The sequence below is a fragment of the Hafnia sp. HMSC23F03 genome (genome assembly GCF_001816025.1).
In the GTDB taxonomy this organism is placed as follows: Bacteria; Pseudomonadota; Gammaproteobacteria; order Enterobacterales; family Enterobacteriaceae; genus Hafnia; species Hafnia paralvei.
The window spans coordinates 289,489-306,108 of sequence record NZ_KV824233.1; the positions used below are offsets into that span (position 1 = coordinate 289,489).

At 49.4% G+C, this 16,620-nt stretch carries 13 protein-coding genes; 9 read left to right on the forward strand and 4 right to left on the reverse strand.

What is annotated here, in order from left to right:
- The first annotated feature begins 73 nt into the window (after positions 1 to 73).
- Both HMPREF3091_RS16160 and HMPREF3091_RS16165 read left to right on the forward strand, forming a co-directional pair.
- Positions 74 to 1,570 carry a nucleobase:cation symporter-2 family protein gene (locus tag HMPREF3091_RS16160; protein ID WP_070717056.1) on the forward strand — a complete coding sequence of 499 codons (1,497 nt, stop codon included), beginning with the start codon at positions 74 to 76 and terminating at the stop codon, positions 1,568 to 1,570.
- Positions 1,545 to 2,912, forward strand: coding sequence for an 8-oxoguanine deaminase (locus HMPREF3091_RS16165; protein ID WP_070717060.1), 1,368 nt, complete (start codon positions 1,545 to 1,547; stop codon positions 2,910 to 2,912). Before HMPREF3091_RS16160 ends, HMPREF3091_RS16165 begins: the two co-directional genes overlap by 26 nt.
- Positions 2,913 to 2,926: 14 nt before the next feature.
- Here HMPREF3091_RS16165 and HMPREF3091_RS16170 read toward each other — a convergent pair whose 3' ends face one another.
- Positions 2,927 to 3,190, reverse strand: a complete 264-nt coding sequence (locus HMPREF3091_RS16170) for a hypothetical protein (RefSeq protein WP_008813020.1) — start codon at positions 3,188 to 3,190, stop codon at positions 2,927 to 2,929.
- Positions 3,187 to 3,957, reverse strand: coding sequence for an envelope biogenesis factor ElyC (elyC, locus tag HMPREF3091_RS16175; RefSeq protein ID WP_070717064.1), 771 nt, complete (start codon positions 3,955 to 3,957; stop codon positions 3,187 to 3,189). Before elyC ends, HMPREF3091_RS16170 begins: the two co-directional genes overlap by 4 nt.
- 175 nt (positions 3,958 to 4,132) lie before the next feature.
- Here elyC and cmoM point away from each other — a divergent pair, with 175 nt between their 5' ends.
- The 7 genes from cmoM to HMPREF3091_RS16210 all read left to right on the forward strand — a co-directional run bounded on the left by cmoM (position 4,133) and on the right by HMPREF3091_RS16210 (position 14,958).
- Positions 4,133 to 4,918, forward strand: coding sequence for a tRNA uridine 5-oxyacetic acid(34) methyltransferase CmoM (cmoM, locus tag HMPREF3091_RS16180; RefSeq protein ID WP_070717067.1), 786 nt, complete (start codon positions 4,133 to 4,135; stop codon positions 4,916 to 4,918).
- Positions 4,915 to 6,237 (forward strand): chromosome partition protein MukF, encoded by a 1,323-nt coding sequence (gene mukF, locus HMPREF3091_RS16185; RefSeq protein WP_004095701.1) that lies wholly within the window; start codon positions 4,915 to 4,917, stop codon positions 6,235 to 6,237. Before cmoM ends, mukF begins: the two co-directional genes overlap by 4 nt.
- The gene (mukE, locus tag HMPREF3091_RS16190) at positions 6,218 to 6,946 is read left to right on the forward strand and encodes a chromosome partition protein MukE (RefSeq protein WP_008813024.1); all 729 of its coding nucleotides are present in this window, start codon (positions 6,218 to 6,220) and stop codon (positions 6,944 to 6,946) included. The genes mukF and mukE overlap by 20 nt, the downstream gene beginning before the upstream one ends.
- Positions 6,943 to 11,397, forward strand: a complete 4,455-nt coding sequence (gene mukB / locus HMPREF3091_RS16195) for a chromosome partition protein MukB (protein WP_070717070.1) — start codon at positions 6,943 to 6,945, stop codon at positions 11,395 to 11,397. The genes mukE and mukB overlap by 4 nt, the downstream gene beginning before the upstream one ends.
- 230 nt (positions 11,398 to 11,627) lie before the next feature.
- The gene (gene ldtD / locus HMPREF3091_RS16200; protein ID WP_083321446.1) at positions 11,628 to 13,469 is read left to right on the forward strand and encodes a L,D-transpeptidase; all 1,842 of its coding nucleotides are present in this window, start codon (positions 11,628 to 11,630) and stop codon (positions 13,467 to 13,469) included.
- Between the two features lie 177 nt (positions 13,470 to 13,646).
- Positions 13,647 to 14,195, forward strand: coding sequence for a peptidoglycan L,D-endopeptidase MepK (locus tag HMPREF3091_RS16205; protein ID WP_004095694.1), 549 nt, complete (start codon positions 13,647 to 13,649; stop codon positions 14,193 to 14,195).
- Positions 14,196 to 14,310: 115 nt separating this feature from the next.
- Positions 14,311 to 14,958, forward strand: a complete 648-nt coding sequence (locus tag HMPREF3091_RS16210) for an MBL fold metallo-hydrolase (protein ID WP_004095692.1) — start codon at positions 14,311 to 14,313, stop codon at positions 14,956 to 14,958.
- Between the two features lie 65 nt (positions 14,959 to 15,023).
- Here the strand turns inward: HMPREF3091_RS16210 and HMPREF3091_RS16215 are convergent, their stop codons facing one another.
- Together HMPREF3091_RS16215 and HMPREF3091_RS22915 are read right to left on the reverse strand one after the other, a co-directional pair.
- Positions 15,024 to 16,217 carry an amino acid aminotransferase gene (locus tag HMPREF3091_RS16215; protein WP_070717074.1) on the reverse strand — a complete coding sequence of 398 codons (1,194 nt, stop codon included), beginning with the start codon at positions 16,215 to 16,217 and terminating at the stop codon, positions 15,024 to 15,026.
- Between the two features lie 300 nt (positions 16,218 to 16,517).
- The coding region (locus tag HMPREF3091_RS22915) for a porin (RefSeq protein ID WP_246840006.1) at positions 16,518 to 16,620 on the reverse strand (103 nt) is incomplete at its 5' end.

Below are 16,620 nucleotides of genomic sequence, written 5' to 3' on the forward strand. Positions count from 1 at the left end.
GAGGGGCCATTTTCTGCATATTGATGAAATGAAATATCCGTGATGTTGAGAATCATGGATATAAGGAGCTGTCGTGAAAGCTATTCATAATGATGCCATCAATATTCAGGAGAGAAAAAACTCCCCTCAAAATAAGATCAATGTTGATCCAGTTGATGAAATATTACCGTTAGGGCAAATGCTGGTTTATGGTTTGCAGCACGTATTGGTCATGTATGCAGGGGCGATTGCCGTTCCCTTAATTATTGGTAAAGCCGTTGGTTTTACGCCGGAACAAATTATTTTCTTGATCAGCACCGATCTGTTTATATGCGGTTGCGCCACTATTCTTCAGTCGATAGGCCTATTCAATATTATTGGTAGTAAATTACCTATTGTTCAAGGGTGTACATTTGCTGCATTGATACCCATGGCGCTGATTGGTCAGCAGTATGGGATCGGGGGTATCTCGGGCGCGGTGATTATTGCCGGTGGGTTTACACTCCTGTGCGCGCCGTTTGTGTGCAAGCTGGTACGCTTTTTCCCGAAAGCCGTCATGGGGACCATTGTGACACTCATTGGCCTCTCAATACTTCCCGTGGCGGGTGGATGGATAGGCGGCGGAGATCTGGATGCCGCAAGTTTTGGTAGCTACGGCTCATTATTGATGGCCTTATTTACGCTTGCCATTGTGATGCTGATCTACACCTTTGGTAAGGGCATGCTGAAGAATATCGCCGTGCTGGTGGGTATTATTATTGGTACTGTAGCGTATTACTTCATGGGCAAACTCGACCTTTCTCAGGTGGCCGCCACCAGTTGGATGACCTTTCCTTACCCCATGCGTTTCGCCGTACCTGAATTTCACCTCTTTCCAGCCGTTTTGATGTGCATGGTGATGATCGTTGTGATGGTGGAAACCATGTCATCAATGATGGCGATGGGCGAGATTGTAGGGCGTCCCGCCGATCAGGCTACGTTAAAACGTGGTCTCTATGCTTGCGGTTCCGCCACCTTGTTTGGCGGCTTTTTTAATATGTTTCCCTATGCTGCTTTTGCTCAAAACGTAGGATTGGTGAGTATGACCGGTGTTCGTAGCCGGTTTATTGTCGGCGTTGCAGGGTGCATTCTCATTACTCTCGGTTTGTTTCCTAAGCTAGCGGCTTTCGTGGTTGCCGTACCTAAGCCAGTGCTCGGCGGTGCAGGGATTGTGATGTTCGGGATGGTCGCCGTGTCAGGGATCCGCACGCTAGGACAGGTTGATTATCGAAATAATAACAATGGCATGGTGGTTGCGCTGACCCTTGGTTTAGGCATGTTACCCGTGATGGTTCCCCAGTTATTTCAACAAATGCCGAAAGCCGCTGAGATGTTTTTACACAGCGGTATTACGATAGGTACGGTCGTTGCGATTGCAGCTAATCTGATTCTCAATGGGCGAGACAGACAGGCCAAAATTCCCGGCTGCAAAGAATGCACGTTGCAGGATTTAGACATGAACAGTACCGCAGCTCGGGAAGCCTTCACTACAACGCGTGAATATATCGCCATGCGGAGGAGACAAAATGCACAAAAAAACGCTGCTCTTTAAAAATGCAGAATTACTTGTCACGATGGATGATGAGCGAAGAGAGATTAGAGGCGGTTGCCTGCTGGTTGAGGGAAATCGTATTGTTGCTGTTGGGGGGAAAGAGTTGTGCGCAGCCCCTGCTGATGAAGAAATTGATCTCCATGGGCACGTCGTGATCCCTGGTTTGGTGAATACCCATCACCACATGTTTCAGTCGCTAACTCGCGTGATACCTGAAGCACAAGATGGAGAATTGTTTGGTTGGCTAAATAATCTCTATCCGATCTGGGCTGGACTGACCCCAGAGATGATCCGAGTCTCCACACAAACAGCCATGGCGGAACTGATGCTTTCTGGTTGTACGACCTCAAGCGATCATCTTTACGTTTATCCTAACGGTTGTCGTCTGGATGACAGCATCGAGGCGGCTAGGGAAATAGGCATGCGTTTTCATGCATGCCGAGGAAGCATGAGCGTTGGGCGTAGTAAAGGTGGATTGCCTCCCGACGAGCTCGTTGAGAGCGAACAGGCTATTTTGGAAGATTCGCGACGACTGATTACTAGCTACCATGATGCACAACGCTATAGCATGTTACGTATAGCGTTAGCGCCTTGCTCTCCGTTTTCCGTGAGCAGAGAATTGATGGTGAAAACGGCACAAATGGCGCGCGAGTATGGCGTGTCGTTGCATACGCATTTGGCTGAAAATGATAATGACGTTAGCTATAGTCAGTCGCATTTCGGTATGACTCCAGCCCAATATGCAGAGGATTTGGGATGGGTCGGTGCGGATGTGTGGCATGCCCATTGCGTTAAGTTGGATCAGGCTGGCATCGGTTTGTTTGCCAAAACAGGTACAGGTGTTGCTCATTGTCCTTGCTCAAATATGAGATTAGCGTCAGGGATTGCTCCAATACGCACGATGTTAGATGAAGGTGTAAATGTGGGACTTGGCGTAGATGGTTCAGCCTCTAACGATGCAGGAAATATGATTGCGGAAACGCGTCAAGCCATGTTGTTACAGCGCGTCGGCTTTGGCCCAGATGCCATGAATGCTCGACAAGCGTTGGAGATTGCGACTCGCGGTGGCGCTAAGGTGCTCAATCGCGACGATATTGGCTATTTAGCACCAGGAATGGCGGCGGATTTCGTGGCATTCGATCTGAATACGCTAAATTTGGCTGGAGCCAAACACGACCCGCTGGCGGCTCTGGTCTTCTGTACGCCAGGCAACGTTGCCTATAATGTGATTAACGGGCGAGTGGTGATACGTGAAGGGGAGCTGCAAACGATTGATTTACCTTGCGTTGTGCAGCATCACAATCGCTTAGCCTGCTTGTTGGTGAATCGAGGCAGATTATAGGCAGTTTGCTTTCTTTATCGGTGTCTTTGTTTCAGCCAAGTATGGCAGAGACAGTAGACACCGATGGGGATTAGCAACAGCGCCACAGTGGCTGTCACCAAGGCCATGGAGGAGTTTAATCCCGTAGTCCAACCCAGTACGAACGCCACCGCGCTAATGGCATTCAGCGGGTTCAAACTGACGGGCATGTTTTCTGCTTTTGATAACACATCAAGTAAAATCACCTGCGCTTCAAACACAATCAGGGCAATGAGAATACTGATTACTCTGTGTTTCATTTTTCATCCTTCGCTTTTAGCAATGCCTGCCACCAACTTCCTAAGGTTTCATACCATGCTCGTTCGCTATGGCCGAGGTAAAGTGGTGATGGTAGCCAGCGTTCCCAAGGATTTAATGGCGATGAAATAGCAAGTTGATTTGCAGGTACTGGAATCGGATCTAACGCTTCGGCCTTAAAAAAACGTAGTGCGCGTGGGAGATGATTTGCCGATGTGACCAGCAATAACCTCTGCTTTTGCACAATCTTAGCCACTTCCTGTGCTTCCTGCTGCGTATCACGCGGTTTATCCAAGATAATAATTTTTTCAGCGGGTACACCTAAACTTTTGGCCACATTGGCGGCCACTTGGGCACTGCTTATTGGATTGCTAATGGCAGCAGCACCGGTAAAAATAATTTTTGCGTTAGGATTTAACTCAAGTTGCCGGATCCCCTCCGTTACTCGAGGCAAACTGTTATTGATGAGATTTGAACTTGGTGCCCAGTCTGGGTTAAAAGTATAGCCGCCACCCAGCACCACAATGTAATCTGCGTTGCTTGGCGTATTGAGCGTTGGGTAATGATTTTCAAGCGGAGCCAGCAAGCGATCGGCAACAGGTTGTAGGCTTAATAGCAGAATTCCAAGCCAAGCGAGTGAAATGCAGATTTTTCCTAAGCGCTGCCACCGTGTCCACCAGATGCAAATCAGGCCCACTGCGATGATCAAGAGCAACAAGGGCAGAGGCAAAAGGAGCCCACCGACAAACTTTTTTAGCGCAAACAGCATAAATCAGGTGCCTTTCTGAATGAAAAAACGACATCTAGATAGAATATGTGGCCGATAAGATTCATTCTATGCCAGCCTGTGTCAAAATAGCAGGTTTAAAGCGTCCCTCACGGGAGATTTTTCTGGTGATGCGCTGTGCAAATATTCAGGAGCCGACATATTCATGAGTCGAGGTATGCAGGATCGTAATTTTGACAATATCGCTGAAAAATTTGCGCGCAACATTTACGGCACAACCAAAGGAAAAATCCGTCAGGCCGTATTATGGCAGGATCTGGAACAGTTACTGACCCAGCTCCCCAACAGACCTTTACACATTCTTGATGCAGGCGGTGGGCTTGGACAGGTATCCTGTGAGCTCGCCGCGCGCGGTCATCACATTACGCTGTGCGACATTTCCGGTGAGATGCTAAAGCGTGCACAGGCCTATGCGGATGAAAAAGGTGTGAGCCAGCACATGCGTTTTGTGCAAAGTCCCGCACAAGAGATGTATCAATATTTAGAACAGCCGGTTGATCTGATATTGTTCCATGCGGTTTTGGAGTGGGTAGCAGAACCTCAGGAAACACTGGCGTCTTTGATGAAGTGTTTAAATCCCGGCGGCGCATTGTCTTTAATGTTCTATAACTACAATGGTCTATTGATGCGAAATGTGATCATTGGCAATACGGCATACGTCAATCAAGGGATGCAAAAGCGTAAAACTCGAACGCTTTCCCCTGATCATCCTTTAGATCCGCAAAAGGTGTATGGCTGGTTAGAAGAGATAGGGCTGACAATTTCCGGTAAAACGGGCGTGCGGGTATTTCATGATTACCTGCGAGATAAAACGCAACAGATTGAGGCTTTTGACGATTTATTGGCGCTGGAGCAGCGTTATTGTCGTCAGGAGCCTTTTGTGAGTTTGGGACGCTACATCCATGTGATGGCGTACAAACCCGACACGAAGGACCAACTATGAGTGATTTCTCCCAGACTGTACCGGAGCTGGTTGCCTGGGCGCGGAAAAATGATTTTTCAATTTCACTCCCTACCGAGCGTTTGGCTTTCATTTTGGCTATAGCCACTTTGAACAGTGAACGTTTAGACGGAGAGATGAGTGAAGGCGAACTGATCGATGCATTCCGACACGTCAGCAAAGCTTTTGAACAAACACATGAAACGGTAGCAATCCGAGCCAACAATGCGATTAACGATTTAGTTAAGCAGCGTTTACTTAACCGCTTTACCAGCGAGTTAGCCGACGGTAACGCGATTTATCGTCTAACTCCGTTGGGGATTGGCATCACGGATTACTACATTCGACAGCGAGAGTTTTCTACGCTGCGTTTGTCTATGCAATTGTCTATCGTGGCGCAAGAATTGCGTAGCGCGGCGGAAGCCGCCGAAGAAGGTGGCGATGAATATCATTGGCACCGCAACGTGTTTGCTCCTCTGAAATACTCAGTCGCCGAGATTTTCGATAGTATCGATCTGACTCAACGCATTATGGATGAGCAGCAGCAGGGGGTAAAAGCGGATATCGCAGCTCTGCTGAATCAAGACTGGCGCGCCGCGATTTCGAGCTGTGAAGTGTTGCTGTCGGAAACCTCAGGCACGCTGCGTGAATTGCAGGATACGCTGGAGGCCGCAGGTGATAAGCTGCAGGCTAATTTGCTGCGTATCCAAGATGCCAATATGAATAATCCGGATTTGGCATTTGTAGACAAGTTAGTATTTGATCTGCAAAACAAGCTAGACCGCATTATCAGTTGGGGCCAGTTAACCATCGATTTGTGGATCGGCTACGACAGACACGTGCATAAGTTTATCCGTACGGCGATTGATATGGATAAAAACCGCGTCTTTGCGCAGCGATTACGTCAGTCCGTGCAGAGCTACTTTGACAATCCTTGGGCGCTCACTATTGCGAATGCCGATCGTCTGTTTGATATGCGTGACGAAGAGCTTGCGTTGCTCAACGAAGAAGTGACCGGCGAGCTGCCACCGGATATGGAATATGAAGAGTTTTCTGAAATTCGCGAACAGCTGGCGGCAATGATCGAGCAAGAGCTAAAAGTTTATCAAAAAGAGCAACGCCCGCTGGATCTCGGCGCGGTTTTACGCGAATACCTTGCTCAGTATCCGCGTCAACGTCATTTCGATTTGGCAAGAATTTTGGTCGACCAAGCCGTTCGCTTAGGTGTGGCTGAAGCTGATTTCACCGGATTACCTGCCCAATGGCAGGCGATCAATGATTACGGAGCCAAGGTACAGGCCCATGTCATCGACAAATACTGAAAATATGATGCCAGCTAAACTGGCGCAAGCGGTGTTTAACCCGCTGTTTCCCGCGTTGGATAGTCAACTGCGTTCCGGTCGTCACATTGGCATTGATGAGTTAGATAATCATGCTTTCCTGATGGATTTTCAGGATGAGCTGGAACTCTTTTATAGCCGCTATAACGTTGAACTTATTCGTGCCCCGGAAGGCTTTTTCTATCTCAGACCGCGTTCTACCACGCTTATCCCACGCTCTGTTCTGTCTGAGCTGGATATGATGGTGGGCAAAATTCTGTGCTACCTCTATTTAAGCCCTGAACGTTTGGCGCACGAAGGTATCTTCAGCCAGCAGGAACTCTATGATGAGTTGCTCTCTCTGGCCGATGAAAGCAAGCTGCTGAAGTATGTTAACCAGCGTTCCACCGGTTCGGATCTTGACCGTCAAAAGCTGCAAGAGAAAGTTCGTACCTCATTAAATAGGTTACGTCGGTTGGGCATGGTTTATTTCATGGGTAATGACAGCACTAAATTCCGCATCACTGAGGCGGTTTTCCGCTTTGGTGCCGACGTGCGCAGCGGCGATGACCCACGTGAATCCCAGCTCAGAATGATCCGTGACGGCGAAGCCATGCCGTTAGAAAACACGTTGTCGCTGAATGATGAAAACGAAGAAAACGAATCCAGTGCAGACGGTAGCGCGGACAATGCGGAGGATGAACAGGAATGATTGAACGCGGAAAATTTCGCTCGCTGACACTGGTTAACTGGAACGGTTTCTTTGCCCGAACTTTTGATCTTGATGAACTGGTGACGACGCTCTCTGGGGGCAACGGTGCGGGTAAATCGACCACCATGGCGGCGTTTGTTACGGCGCTTATCCCCGATCTAACGCTGCTGCATTTCCGTAACACCACGGAAGCAGGGGCGACGTCGGGTTCTCGTGATAAAGGCTTGCACGGCAAACTGCGCGCAGGCGTATGTTATGCCACGCTTGACGTCGTCAACTCGCGTCACCAGCGTGTTTTGGTCGGGGTTCGCTTACAGCAGGTTGCTGGTCGCGACCGTAAAGTGGATATCAAGCCTTTCACGATCCAAGGCTTACCGACGTCGTTCCAGCCAACGCAGATCCTAACGGAAACCGTGGGCGAACGTCAGGCTCGCGTGTTACCGCTGGCCGAGTTAAAAGAGCGTGTAGAAGCGATCGAAGGCGTACAGTTCAAGCAGTTTAACTCGATCACCGACTATCACTCTTTGATGTTTGATCTGGGCGTGATCCCACGTCGTCTGCGCTCGGCATCTGACCGCAGCAAGTTCTATCGCCTCATTGAAGCTTCGCTGTACGGGGGTATTTCCAGCGCGATTACCCGTTCTCTGCGCGATTATCTGTTGCCAGAAAACAGCGGGGTGCGTAAAGCATTCCAGGATATGGAAGCGGCGCTGCGTGAAAACCGCATGACGCTCGAAGCTATTCGCGTAACGCAATCCGACCGTGATCTGTTCAAACACCTGATCACTGAGGCAACATCCTATGTATCGGCTGACTATATGCGCCACGCCAATGAGCGTCGCATTCACCTCGATCAGGCACTGTTACTGCGACGTGAGCTGCTGGGTGGGCGTAAACAGCTGCTGGCGGAACAATATCGCCATGTCGAAATGTCTCGTGAACTGGCCGAGCAAAGCGGCTCTGAATCCGATCTCGAAACCGATTATCAGGCTGCAAGCGATCACTTAAATCTTGTCCAAACAGCGATGCGTCAGCAGGAGAAGATCGAGCGTTATCAAAGTGATTTGGAAGAGCTGACCTATCGCTTAGAAGAGCAGAATGAAGTTGTCGCTGAGGCCAGCGATCTGCACGCAGACTATGAAGCGCGCTCAGAAGCGGCCGAAGCTGAAGTGGATGAGCTAAAAAGTCAGTTGGCTGATTACCAGCAGGCGCTGGACGTGCAGCAGACCCGCGCTATTCAGTATCAGCAGGCACTGCAAGCGTTAGAGCGTGCTCGTCAGGTGTGCCAACTGCCAGATCTCAACGCCGATAACAGCGAAGAGTGGCTTGAAACCTTCAGTGCGCGTGAGCAGGAAGCGACTGAAATTCTGATGCAGCTTGAGCAAAAAATGAATGTGGCAAGCGCTGCGCATTCCCAGTTTGAAAATGCTTACCAACTGGTCGTTAAGCTGGTGGGCGAAGTGAGCCGCAGCGAGGCATGGCAGGCAGGTCGAGATTTATTACGCGACTGGTCTTCACTCCAGCACCAATCTGAACGTGTACAACCATTACGTATGCGTTTGGCTGAATTAGAACAGCGTTTACGTTCACAGCAAGACGCGGAACGTTTATTACAGGAATTCTGTAAACGCAGCGGACAGCAATATCAGCCTGAAGAGCTGGATGATGCCCAGCGCGAAATGGAAGAGCGGATTGAAACGCTGACCCTCGACGTAGCCGAAGCCAGCGAACGCCGCATGGTGCTGCGTCAGGAGCTGGAACAGATCACCGCGAAAGCAAAAGATCTGACGGCGAAAGCGCCAGTATGGTTAGCAGCGCAGGAAGCACTAAGCCAGCTTAGCGAGCAGTGCGGTGACGAGCTCTCCGACAGTCGTCAGGTTACTGAGCAGATGCAACAACTGCTGGAGCGTGAACGTGAATCTACCGTTGAACGCGATGAAGTTGCCCATCAGAAGCGTGAAATTGAAAACCAGATTGAGCGTTTAAGCCAGCCAAGCGGAGCTGAAGATGGCCGACTGATTGCGCTGGCCGAACGTTTCGGCGGTGTTCTGCTGTCTGAAATCTACGATGACGTGACCATCGATGATGCACCGTATTTCTCTGCGTTGTATGGACCCGCACGCCATGCGATTGTTGTCCCTGACCTTTCTCTGGTGCGTGAACAGTTGGCGGGTCTGGAAGATTGTCCGGAAGATCTCTATCTGATCGAAGGGGATCCGCAGTCGTTTGATGACAGCGTATTTGCCGCGGATGAGCTTGAGCGAGCCGTGGTTGTCAAAGCATCGGATCGCCAATGGCGCTATTCTCGCTTCCCTGAAGTGCCGTTATTTGGCCGTGCAGCCCGCGAAAGCCGTTTGGAAACGCTGTATGCGCAGCGCGATGAGTTGGCTGAACGTTATGCCACCCTGTCGTTCGACGTGCAGAAAACCCAACGTCTACATCAGGCGTTTAGTCGTTTTATCGGCAGCCATTTAGCCGTTGCATTTGAGCAAGATCCGGAAGCTGAATTACGTCAAATTAACGGTCGTCGTACCGAGATCGAACGTGAGTTCAATAATCAGGACAATATTACACAGCAGCAACGTCAGCAATTAGCTCAGGCGAAAGAAAGCGTTGCGTTGCTGCATAAGTTAACACCGCATATTGGTTTGCTTGCTGATGAAACCTTACAGGATCGCGTTGAAGAGATCCGTGAGGAACTGGAAGAGGCGCAGGAAGCGGCGCGCTATCTGCAACAGCATGGGGCAAACCTAGCCAAGCTAGAACCGATGCTCTCTGTGTTGCAGAGCGACCCAGAGCAGCATGAGCAGTTGCGTCAAGATTATCAGCAGGCTCAGCAAAATCAGCGTTCCGCGAAACAGCAGACCTTTGCGCTCACTGAAGTGGTTCAGCGTCGTGCACACTTCAGCTACAGCGATTCTGCTGGCATGTTGATGGAGAACTCTGACCTTAACGATAAACTGCGTCAGCGCTTAGAACACGCTGAAGCCGATCGTGCGCGTACCCGCGATCAGCTTCGTCAACAGCAGGTGCAGTTGGCTCAATATCATCAGGTGCTCGCTTCGCTGAAGAGTTCGTTTGAAGCCAAGCGTGACATGCTTAAAGAGCTGTCTCAAGAGCTGCAAGATATTGGCGTGCAGGCCGATCCAAATGCAGAAGAGCGCGCGCGCATACGTCGAGATGAGCTGCATACCGCATTGAGCAATAACCGTGCGCGTCGTAATCAGCTTGAAAAACAGATTATGTTCTGTGAATCAGAAATGGATAATCTGCAAAAACGCCTGCGTAAGGTTGAGCGCGATTACCATCAGATCCGCGAACAGGTTACCACCGCGAAAGCGGGCTGGTGTGCCGTGATGCGCTTAGTCAAAGACAATGGCGTTGAGCGTCGACTCCATCGTCGTGAGCTGGCGTATATGGACGCGGATGAGCTACGTTCTATGTCGGATAAGGCGCTAGGTGCGTTGCGTCTGGCGGTGGCTGATAACGAGCATTTGCGAGATGTGCTGCGTTTGTCTGAAGATCCAAAACGTCCTGAACGTAAAATCCAGTTCTATATTGCCGTTTATCAGCATCTGCGTGAGCGTATCCGTCAGGATATTATTCGCAGTGACGACCCTGTTGACGCTATCGAGCAGATGGAAATCGAGCTTGCGCGTTTGACAGAAGAGTTGACCTCTCGTGAACAGAAACTGGCTATTAGCTCGAAGAGCGTCGCCAATATTATTCGCAAGACCATTCAACGTGAGCAGAACCGCATTCGTATGCTCAACCAAGGTCTGCAGACGGTTGCCTTTGGGCAGGTGAATAGCGTTCGTCTGAATGTCAACGTACGTGAAGCTCACTCAACGCTGTTGACGGTATTGTCAGAGCAGCAGGAGCAACATCAGGATCTGTTTAACAGCAACCGGTTAACCTTCTCGGAAGCGTTAGCGAAACTGTATCAGCGCCTGAATCCACAAATCGACATGGGCCAGCGCACGCCGCAAACCATTGGCGAAGAACTGCTGGATTATCGCAACTATCTAGAAATGGAAGTTGAGGTTAACCGTGGTTCGGATGGTTGGCTACGAGCAGAGAGCGGGGCGCTGTCAACGGGTGAAGCTATCGGTACCGGTATGTCCATTTTGGTTATGGTCGTTCAAAGCTGGGAAGAGGAATCACGCCGTCTACGTGGCAAAGATATTTCACCGTGTCGTTTGCTGTTCCTTGATGAGGCTGCGCGTCTGGATGCGAAATCTATCGCTACGCTGTTTGAGCTGTGCGAGCGTCTGGAGATGCAGCTGATTATTGCGGCTCCGGAAAACATCAGCCCAGAAAAGGGCACCACATATAAACTGATGCGTAAAGTGTTCAATAACACTGAACATGTTCATGTTGTGGGTCTGCGTGGCTTTGCTCCCGAGAAAAACATAATGGAATCAGTGACTCAAGAAGAGTCAGAGAGTTAAATTCTAATAAATTTCATATACTGAAATCATTATTAACGCAAACGGCCTTCTTATAAGGCCGTTTTTTTTGGCAGAATGTAGGCTGTAACGTATCATCATATAAATAAAACGTGATGTCCGGGCAGTTGATGCACCAACCGGCACTTGAAACGGCAAAAAGTCATTTCTATTTGTATAATTAAGCTAAGGTTCCGAAAGTCGGAGCCAATGAGCTAACAAGGGAGCAAGGGATGGTGCTGAATAACAGATTCCGTCTAGGCCATATGGTTGTCGGTGGTTCAATGGCGATGAGTGCTTTGGCGATGAGCCTGATGCCTGCTTACGCAGAGGTTGCCACACAGCCAGTAATACAGCCAGTAACGCAGCAGCCAGCGGTTTCAGTGGCGACCATGAGTGTGCCTCAGTCGCGTTCTATGCTGATATCGCAGCTTCCGCAGGGAGTATCGCTGCGTTATTTAAATCAACTTTCCTCTCTTTATGCTGCAAATAATATGCAGCCTTTGTGGCAGGATCGTGCCGCCGTCCAGCAGTTTCAGCAGCAGCTAGCTGAAGTCGCGCTTTCTGGCGTACAACCGCAGTTTACTCAATGGGTACAGGCGCTTGTTAACCCAGAGGTCAAAGATATGGCGCGTGACGCTGTACTGTCCGATGCGATGCTGGGGTATCTGCAGTTTGTTTCGGGGGTAAGTGCAACCAAGGGCAGTTGGCTATACAGCTCAGTGCCTTACGCTATAGCCGAGCCTCCAGCAACGTTGGTTAACAACTGGCAGCTGTCCGTACGTGATGGGCGCTTGGCCACGTTTGTTCAATCGTTGGCACCGTCACATCCCCAATACGCTGCGATGCATAAAGCGCTAAAAGATTTGCTGGCGGATACGCGTCCTTGGCCAACCGTAAACGATGGTCCAAGCTTAAAACCAGGCGATTTGAGCCCAGATATGCCTGCGCTGCGTGAGGTTTTACAGCGAACGGGGATGCTTACCGAAGATGCAAGCGCCAAGCCGCCTACACCGGTGCCAGAGGCTCAGCCGCTGCAATCACCCGCAAGTCAGGAACCTAACGCGGTAATCAGTCCTTCGACCACCGCAGTGTCTGAGTTGACGCAGCAGCCAACGCCAGAAGCAACACCGGCGAAAACAATGCCTGTTTCAGCTACGGACAATCGCTATACGCCTGAGTTAGTTGAAGCTGTGAAACGTTTCCAGCAGTGGCAGGGCCTTGCGAGCGACGGAGTGATTGGCAAACGTACCCGTGAGTGGCTGAACGTTTCACCGCAAACACGAGCAACGTTACTGGCGTTAAATATCCAGCGACTGCGTATTTTGCCGGGAGAAGTGGATACCGGCATTATGGTGAATATTCCCAACTACTCTCTGATTTATTACCAAAACGGTACAGAGGTGCTTACTTCACGCGTTATCGTTGGACGCCCGACGCGTAAAACGCCGCTGATGAATAGTGAGCTGAATAACGTAGTTGTCAATCCACCGTGGAATGTCCCGACCACGCTTATTCGCGAAGACATTGTCCCTAAAGCAATGCGTGATCCTGGCTATTTTGAACGTCATGGATATCGTCTGTTTTCTGGTTGGAGTAATGATGCTGAAGTTGTCGATCCCTATATGATCGATTGGGCATCAGTTTCCCCGCGTAATTTCCCATATCGCATTCAGCAGGCACCCGGTGTTAATAATTCATTAGGCCGTTACAAGTTTAATATGCCGAGTCAGGATGCTATTTATCTGCATGACACGCCGAATCATGGATTGTTTGAAAAAGACATTCGTGCTTTAAGTTCGGGTTGTGTCCGTGTGAATAAAGCATCAACGCTAGCAAATATGTTGTTACAAGATGCTGGCTGGAATGACGCACGGGTATCATCTGCATTAAAAGAGGGGAATACGAAATATGTGCCTATTCGTCACCGTATTCCGGTTCGTCTCTATTATCTGACGGCGTGGGTTTCTGAAGATGGAAAACCGCAATTCCGCACAGATATTTACAATTATGATGATACCGTCCGTTCAGGGGCAAAAGTGGCAGCTCAAGCTGAACGTCTTTTTCAGCTTTAGCAAGTAGTTAGCAATAGCGTTGTTTTGTTGATGATGTAACTGCGAGTCATAAATTTCTGTGATATCCCGCCGAGCACGGCGGGAAGCGGGTTGACTCGACCATCCATGGCGGTTATGGTGCCTGACGGTGCGCTTTAATGCGTGATCTTTAGATACTTTGCCGGGTAAAAACATCTCATGGATCCAATCAATATTCATCGTCGCAAGTGGTTAGCTTTAGGTGGCGTTGCTATGGGAATGGCAATGCTGCCTGGGCAAGCGTTAGCAACGCTTTCTACACCGCGCCCACGTATTTTAGTATTGAATAATTTAAATACCGGTGAACAACTCAAGGCCGAGTTTTTCGACGGCAAGAACTATATTCAAGAAGAGCTGGCTCGCCTCAATCATTTATTCCGCGATTATCGCGCAAATAAAGTTAAACGCATTGACCCTCGTTTATTCGATCAAATATTCCGCTTACAAGCGATGATAGGTACGCGCAAACCTATTCAGCTTATTTCTGGATATCGTTCTCCACGTACGAATAGTGAATTACGTGAGCGTGGCAGTGGTGTTGCTAAGCATAGTTACCATACTCTCGGTCAAGCGATGGATTTCCATATTGAAGGCGTTCAGCTAGCGAATATTCGTAAAGCCGCATTGAAAATGCGTGCGGGTGGCGTTGGATATTATCCACGTAGTAATTTTGTTCATATTGATACTGGCCCTGTCAGAAATTGGTAATACTTTGCTAAGCAGGTATTATTAGCGGTAGAGTCAAAGACATCCATCACGTCGGCTTTTGCCGGCGTGTTTTTTTATTGTGATAAATCATTGTGGGCAAGGTATTGAGGCAACGATGAAATATAAAATAATTCCTGTCACTGCATTTCAACAAAATTGCACCCTGTTGTGGTGTGAAGATACACTTCAGGCCGCTATCGTTGATCCGGGCGGTGAGCCTGCAAAAATTTTGCGTGAAGTGGAGGCGCTTGGCTTAACGGTGACTCAAATACTGCTTACCCACGGTCATCTAGACCATGTTGGAGCGGCAGGGAATTTGGCGAAGAGCCTGAACGTACCCATTTATGGCCCACAGGAAGAAGATCAGTTTTGGCTTGAAGGGCTACCGGCACAAAGCAAAATGTTTGGCTTCACCGATTGTGATCCATTGACCCCAACGCGCTGGCTTAACGACGGTGATACGTTGCAGGTAGGGAATCAGACGCTACAGGTGCTCCATTGTCCTGGACATACCCCTGGCCACGTGATTTTCTTCAGTGAAGAGTCACGCTTAGCGCAGGTGGGCGATGTTTTGTTTAGCGGTGGTGTAGGGCGTAGTGATTTCCCGCGTGGTGACCATCAGGCCTTGATTAACTCTATCAAAACCAAACTCTGGCCTCTGGGGAATGATGTTGCCTTTATCCCTGGTCACGGACCTATGTCTACCTTTGGTCAAGAGCGCCAGACGAATCCGTTTGTGCGCGATGAGCCTGCGGTGTGGTAATAACCGTTTAGCCAACCGTAATACAAAAGGAGCCGAAAGGCTCCTTTTGCGTTGCTGAGGTAATACTATTTCAGCACGGCGACAATAGCTTCACACAATGGTGCCATATTGTCTGGCGTCATCCCCGCCACGTTCACGCGGCCAGAGTTCACGGCGTAAACGCCAAACTCATCGCGCAGGCGGATAACCTGCTCTTTGGTTAAACCGCTGAAAGAGAACATACCGTTTTGCTTGATGATGAAGCTGAAATCTTGCTCAGCACCTTTCTCTTGCAGGGTATTAACAAACAGCTGACGCATACGTTGGATACGCTGACGCATATCGGTCAACTCTTGCTCCCAGATGGTACGCAGAGCTTCGTTACCCAGAATAGTCGCGACCACTGAACCGCCGTGAGCCGGTGGATTAGAGTAGTTTGCGCGGATCGTGGCTTTGATTTGGCTGAAGGCTTTGTCTGCCGTTTCACTGTCGGCGGCAACCAATGTGCAAGCACCCACGCGTTCGTTATACAAACCAAAGTTTTTCGAGTAAGAGCTGGCAACCAGCAGTTCATCATGTTTAGCGGCGAAGATACGCAGGCCCTGAGCATCTTCCTCCAAACCATTGGCAAAGCCCTGATAAGCGAAGTCAAATAGCGGTAACCAGCCTTTGGACACTGACATTTCAGCCAGCGCTTCCCACTGTTCCGGCGTAGGGTCAATACCGGTAGGGTTATGGCAGCAGCCATGGAACAGCACCACGTCACCGGTTTCAGCCTGCTCTAAGCTCTTTTGCAGGCCAGGGAAGTCTAATTGATGGTTATCGGCATCATAGTAGTCATATTCGCGCACCTCGAGCCCTGCGGCGTTAAATACGCTTTTATGGTTAGGCCAGCTTGGATTGCTTACCCAAACTCGCTTAGCTGATGTTTTATTCGCAATAAAATCAGCAGCCACACGCAGAGCACCGGTACCACCCGGAGTTTGGGCGGCATGCGCACGTTTGTCCTGAATGATTGGGCTTTCTTTACCAAACAGTAATTCCAGCGTGCAGGTCGCGAAAGCAGGAATACCATCAATGCTCAGATAGTTTTTTGTGGTTTCGTTTTCCAGCAGATACTGTTCAGCTTTTTTAACGCTGGTCAGCACCGGTGTTTTACCTGTTTCATCTTTATAAACACCGATACCTAAGTTGATTTTATTGGTACGGGCGTCGGCACGGAATAAATCGGCAAGACCTAAAATCGGATCCGCTGGTGCGGCTGGGATATTTTCAAACATGTAGGGGCTTCCATGTGTCGAGTTGAGCCAGAGAGTCCTCAGATTACCGCTACGCCGCAGGCTTGCCAACCGTTTGCCACAAAAAGAATACAAAGTTGTTACCTGAACGCTTCAATGACGATAAAAGCACCAGAAATAAGAAGAAAAGGGGAAATGGGAGAGGAAAATAGGGTAGCGAGTGTCGTACGAGGATAGGGAAAAATACTGGCTTAACACAAGGGAATATAGCAGATAGCAAAAGGCAGAGCCGAAGCTCTGCCTTAAATTCTGTTCTGTTACAGTCGTTAGACTGTCGTCAGATTAGAACTGGTATACCAGACCCAGAGCGACGATATCGTCAGTAGCGATGCCGTTAGCTTTGGTGAAATCGTTGTCATCCAGCAGGTTGATTTTGTAATCAACA